Origin of the sequence: Devosia sp., assembly GCF_030689745.1 — a bacterium.
In the GTDB taxonomy this organism is placed as follows: Bacteria; Pseudomonadota; Alphaproteobacteria; order Rhizobiales; family Devosiaceae; genus Devosia; species Devosia alba.
Map to the genome: position 1 here is coordinate 1 of NZ_JAUYGL010000086.1, position 5,329 is coordinate 5,329.

General features: G+C 58.5%; 5 protein-coding genes and 1 pseudogene. All 6 read right to left on the bottom strand.

Annotated features, from left to right (window positions below; translation table 11 throughout):
• Nucleotides 1-228, bottom strand: a pseudogene (locus tag Q8O80_RS07700) (HNH endonuclease); the annotation flags it as partial.
• A complete protein-coding gene (locus Q8O80_RS07705) occupies nt 228-842 on the bottom strand; it encodes a phage tail assembly chaperone (RefSeq protein ID WP_305578620.1) in 615 nt (204 codons plus the stop codon). The pseudogene Q8O80_RS07700 and the gene Q8O80_RS07705, both read right to left, overlap by 1 nt.
• Before the next feature lie 2 nt (nt 843-844).
• On the bottom strand, nt 845-2,353 hold the full coding sequence (locus Q8O80_RS07710) for a phage major capsid protein (protein WP_305578622.1): 1,509 nt from the start codon (nt 2,351-2,353) through the stop codon (nt 845-847).
• Nucleotides 2,353-2,670 (bottom strand): gene transfer agent family protein, encoded by a 318-nt coding sequence (locus tag Q8O80_RS07715; RefSeq protein WP_305578624.1) that lies wholly within the window; start codon nt 2,668-2,670, stop codon nt 2,353-2,355. Before Q8O80_RS07715 ends, Q8O80_RS07710 begins: the two co-directional genes overlap by 1 nt.
• Nucleotides 2,670-3,917, bottom strand: coding sequence for a phage portal protein (locus Q8O80_RS07720; RefSeq protein ID WP_305578626.1), 1,248 nt, complete (start codon nt 3,915-3,917; stop codon nt 2,670-2,672). The genes Q8O80_RS07715 and Q8O80_RS07720 overlap by 1 nt, the downstream gene beginning before the upstream one ends.
• A gap of 437 nt (nt 3,918-4,354) precedes the next feature.
• On the bottom strand, nt 4,355-5,185 hold the full coding sequence (locus Q8O80_RS07725) for a hypothetical protein (RefSeq protein WP_305578628.1): 831 nt from the start codon (nt 5,183-5,185) through the stop codon (nt 4,355-4,357).
• Nucleotides 5,186-5,329 lie beyond the last annotated feature (144 nt).

A 5,329-nucleotide genomic window follows, 5' to 3' on the forward strand; every position in this document is an offset into this window, starting at 1 on the left:
GTGGGTGGCGGGCGCATTGCAGCCGGGATGGGTGCAGTAGGGATGGCCAAGCAGGTAGGCAGCCCGTGCCTTGCGCCACTCATGATTATAGCCGCGCGCAGCCGATGATGGGCGGCGACGATCATGGCGGGCGTTGCGGGCGCGATCACCAGCGATCTGGCAAGCGCAACGCTCACCAGACGGCACGATGTTGCCGCAACTGCATAGGCGGGGTGGAGCAACAGGCATCAGGCAACGCGCTCCTTACCCTTGAGGGCGCGAAGGGCCATTCGGTCAAAGGCCGGGTCGTGGCCTTCCTCTTCGATCTGCTTGAGCTGGGTGGGTGTGTAGGGTGCGGCGGTCGGCTGGGTGTCGGTCGTGCCGAACACGGCTTTCAACACGTCGGTGATGAGGTCCGTCCGGCCAGCCTGAGCGGCGATGATTTCGGCGGGGGTCGCGTTCCATGCTTCCTCTGGGGTCCAGCCTAGCCAGCCGGTGGCAATGCCGAAGAGCCGGGTAAAAGTCTCTTCCGGGGTGAGCTGCTTGCCGGTGCTGGGTGTGGGCGGCGTGGTGTCATCGGGATCGATGCCAGCAACAGCCAGGACGAACTCTACCAGCGGGCCGGTGAGCCTATGCCGGACTGTGCCAAGGCCAATTGCCGCGATCTCTGCCAGCAACAGGCTGGGCTTGATGGCGGCGTCCCTCAACACGTCCAGAATGACGGTGACATTGAAGTCCTGCGCGGCGGCAAGCAGGCCGGTGAGCCCATGCCGACGCACAAGGCGCATACTGGCGCGGAGAGACGGGCGAAGCTCGTAAGCTTCGCCTGCCAACTCGACAAAGATGCCGTCCGCGCCAAGCATGATTATGCGGCGATCTTGAGCTTGGTCAGGGCTTCGCCCATGATGATGCGACCGCCCACGCGACGGCGTGCATGCAGCTTCACGATGCCGTTGCCAGCGCCAGTGAGGTCGTCACGGATGATTTCGAAACCGGTCCGGTCTGCGATGGCGTAACCGGTTGCGAAATCACCAAAGACGATGGGCGTGGCGTCGGCGGCAATGCTCGGCATGTCCACCGCTTCATAGACCGGGCGGCCAAGAAGCTGCGGCGGCTGTCCACCGGCAATGCCGCGTTCCCAGATGTAAGAGCCATCGGTGTCTTTGAGCTTGCGCACGACGGCCATGGTCTGCCGGTTCATGAGCCAGGCACCGTTGGACGAATAGGCGGTCTTGATCGAATAGAAGAGGTCAATGAGGTCATCGCCGGTGATGGCTTCAACTTCATGCTCGGCAACGGCAGTGGACGTAAGAACGCCTTCGGCCTGGGTGGTGCCGTTGCCATTGACGAACCAAGTGGCCTCTTTCTGACCAAATCGCCGGGCGACGTGGTTGCTCAGGTAGCTGGTAAGGTCGATCTGGGCATCTTCGAGCAGGATGCGCGTAACCGGAACGATGACGGCCATTTCAAAGGGCTTGAGGTCGATCTGGTCAAAGGTCGGTTCATCTTCGGTGCGGGCCGCGGTCTCAGTGACCGGCACCGGGTCGACTTCATCGACAAGGCGGGGAAGCTGCAGTAGCGGGCCGGACATGCTGATGGTCTGAGCAAGGCTGCGCACTGGTGAGAACTCAGCCACTTTTTCGAGGATGGACGTGGCCACCTGCTCAGGTGCCAGAATGCCGCCGCTCGAAGGCGAGCCATAGCCCAGCGACTTCACTTCGCTGGTATCGCCATTCCGCATGAAGTCTGCGAATGCCTTGCGCTCAGTGTTGTCGTTTGCCGCGTGGCGGTTGTCATTGGCGGCAACCGGGCGATTGGACTTGGCTTCAACCTTGTCCAGCCGGGCAGTGAGCTTGGCGATGTTGTCATTGGCTGACTTCAGCTCAAGCTGGGCAGCGTCGTCATTAGTCTCGGGGTCCATACGGGTTTCCTGATTGATGGATTTGACAGAGGTAATCCGCGCGCGCGGATGAACCGGACGGCGACAAAGAGAGATTTCGGTGATGGTGAGGGCGTTGAACTTGCGCCCGCCTGTGGGCAGCGCATCGAAGCCATCGGCCTTGAAACCGATAGACAATCCCGTAACGCGACCGTTACGCAAAAGCTGGCGGGCCTCACGCGCCGGGCCGATGCCCTCCACGAAGAGACGGCCCTTCACCTCAAGCCCGGTGTCGGTCTCAGCATAGCTTTCCCAGACACCCACGACCTGCTTCTGGTCATGCTCCATGACGATGGGCAGCGCAGGCGGCAGCGAGAAAGCGCCCTTTTCGATGATGTCGCCAACGCTGTCGGCATCGCCGAAAGGCCAGGCCATGCCGGTGATGGTGCCAGCATCATCGATGCTGACTTCGGCTTTGATTTCGAGCTTTTCCATCAGGCTGCAACCTCATCGCTGGGCTGCACTTCCGGGCCGGTCCAGAGGTCGGTGAGAATGTCGAGCGCCAGCAAGTGCAGCTCACCCAGCGGGTGGGCATTCACATAGGTCTGCACGAGCGCATTAGCCTCTTCTGGGTGCGTGCCACCACCGATGAGGCCAAGCCGCACGGTGGTGACTATCTGGGCAAAGGACATGCCGCGCAGGTTATCGACCGTCGCGCCGATGGCCTTGCCGGTCACACATTCAAATTCTGGAATCAGGTGCGGCGTGAGCGAGAAGTCCCGCTCACGGTCGCCAAAGAATGCTTGGTGCATCAGGCGGCGTCTTTCTCGGTATCAGGGGGATTGTCGTTATCGGCCTGCGGTGCGGGCGTCGGGTCGGGATTGATATGCGGGCTACCCAGCTCATCACCACCGGGCAGCGGCGGCAGGTTGAGACCGGCGCGGACTTCATTGGCGGTGAGCACGCCCATGCTGCGATACTGCCCATAGGACGTGGCGCGGGTGGCGAAGCTTACGGTGAGCAAGTCGTCGGTGATGAACTCAAAGAAGCGGTCGGCGCGCTCTTCGCTGGTCAGCAACACTCGGGCATAAGCCCACTCCCATGCGTCCAGCCAAGGGCGCAGCGTGTAGGTGAGGAACTGGTGCCCCATCTCTTCAGTGTTGGACCAGGTGCCGCGCGTGAGGTCGAAAAGCATGGTGGGCGGCACCCGGAAGGCGCGGGCAATCTCTTCGGTCTGGAAACGGCGCATCTGCTCAAACTGGGCATCGACGCTGTTGAGGCCGGTCTGCTGATAGGCGGTGCCTTCAGGCAGGATCGCGGGCTTGCCGGTGTTGTTCGGATCACCGAACGTGGCATTCCACATGTCGGCAATGTTCTTGAGCGCGGGCGGCGTCTTGGCGTCGGTGCTCAGGATGCCGGAAGGGCGTGCGCCGTTGGCGAAGAGCTTGGCAGCGTGACGCTCAAGATCGATAGCCAGGGCGATGGCGTTGCGGGCACGGTTGATGGGTGCGGAGACGCCGAACGCCTGAATATGGAGGATGTCCCGGTATTCATACCGCGCTGACCTACGGCCCTGCCGGACCACATAGAAGGGTTCGCCGGTGGCATCGTCGGACTTTGGTTCTACCGTGAGTGGATCAAGCCGGATGAACTCGACAACGCGGCCATTGACGCGGTTGGCTAGCGCAAAGCCGCCACGATCATGCAGAAGGGCATCATGGGTGAGCTGGGTGCGCAGCTCGGCAGCGCTGGTCCAATCATTGGCCTCATCGTGCGCAAGGCGAAAGGCAGGGTGCGCAGGGTCGACTTCCTTGCCCTTGGCATTACGCACGAAAAGCTTGACCGGCAAAGTGCCCACTGCCTCGGCAATCAACTCCACCGCTGACGAAACGGCGGGCACCTGCATTGCCGACTTCGGCGTCACTGACACATTGGAGTGCGTCGGGGTGGCACCGAAGAGCCAGGCGGACAGCGGATCGGTGAGCGCCACCGGCTCGGGGGCGGTCAGCTCAGGCTCAGCTTTGCGGAAGACGGCAGGAAGGAAGTCGGTGAAGGGCAACAGCGCATCCAATGTGGTATTATGTTACCACAATATGCCTGATTGAGGACAAGATGTGAATCCTCTATTTCTTCAAATCAGCATTGGAACTCTACAGTCCTCGTCTATAGCCGGCTAACACGCCGGAACATTGAGTCACGCTGGTCAAGTGCAATACCAAATTGATGGCCCGTTACGCCACATACACCTGACTTTTCGGTGGCTGAAATCTGGTAATTGTCGAAATAGGGACTTGGCTCTGGTGGGTTAAACCACCCAATTTCAGACGAGGTGAATTCTATTTCTGCATAGGGCATACCCTCGTATACGCCAAATGCTTGACCGTGCACGGAAGACACGCCTAGAAGAAAACAAGCCAATAGAACTAAACGACGCATAAGCCCCTCCAGGAGGTCCAGGCCGAAAACGAAATATGAATCCCCTATTGGAGATTTTCTCTAATAGTCAATTTCCGGAATCAGTTCTCCGCTCCCCTCAAGCAAATTGACTAATACGCCAATGCGCCACGCTGCATTATCTGCATTTATTATTTGGAACCGAATTTGAAGGGGATCAGACACAGCTTCTGCCTTTTTTGACAGAACCAGTAAATGGCTCTCAATACTCTTGAGCTCTTCAATGCCTCTGTATCGAATTCTCCGGCCCGTCTCTGCTACCCTGTAGGCTTCGATAGAGCACTCAGAAATTTTTTCTGAGTATGCTTGAAGTCTTTTGAAAATGTACTGGGTGTCGGATGAATTTAGAGTAACAACAGGGTAGTCACCTTCGCTGCCGAATCCATCGTTCTCGCGCGTGGCTATTAGTATTGTTTTGAATGAAGACTCAACAAAATCATTCAGAGCCTCAATATAATCCCTGAAATCTTCATCCAAATTTGCCTTGCGCTCAAACTCCTCCCTTCCTTGGAGTAACTGCGTCTGCTTCGCCATGAACGCAACGTTGTTTCTAGCCTCCACAACCTGGGCTTGCGCAACTTCGCGGGACTCTCTCAACTCCTGCCTCTGAGCGGAAAGTTCGTTGCGCTGTAAGAAAACGGCGGCGATCAGCCATAGGAACGCCAGCGGCGCAAATGCACCCGCCAACGAGTCTCCCATTTCGTTCGAAGCCAAGCAGCTAACCTTGCGGGCATACCATCCGGTCTGCGTAACGTCACAGGGTGCGGCAATCCAGAATAGCCAAACGCACGTCAACAACCAAATTACGGAAGCGATGCCGATGATGGTAGTTGTTGCGCTTTTCTTGTCGTTCGCCGCTTGTTTTTCGGTCATGAAGAATCCCCCATGACCAAATCATGGTCGGTCTATTGCAGAGGTCAAGCCAATTGGCCGCTGCCTAGTGCGGAAGGGCTAGGACGAATGCCAAACTACAGGATCACCTTGGACGGGCATGGCGAGCATTCATCAGGCGATGTC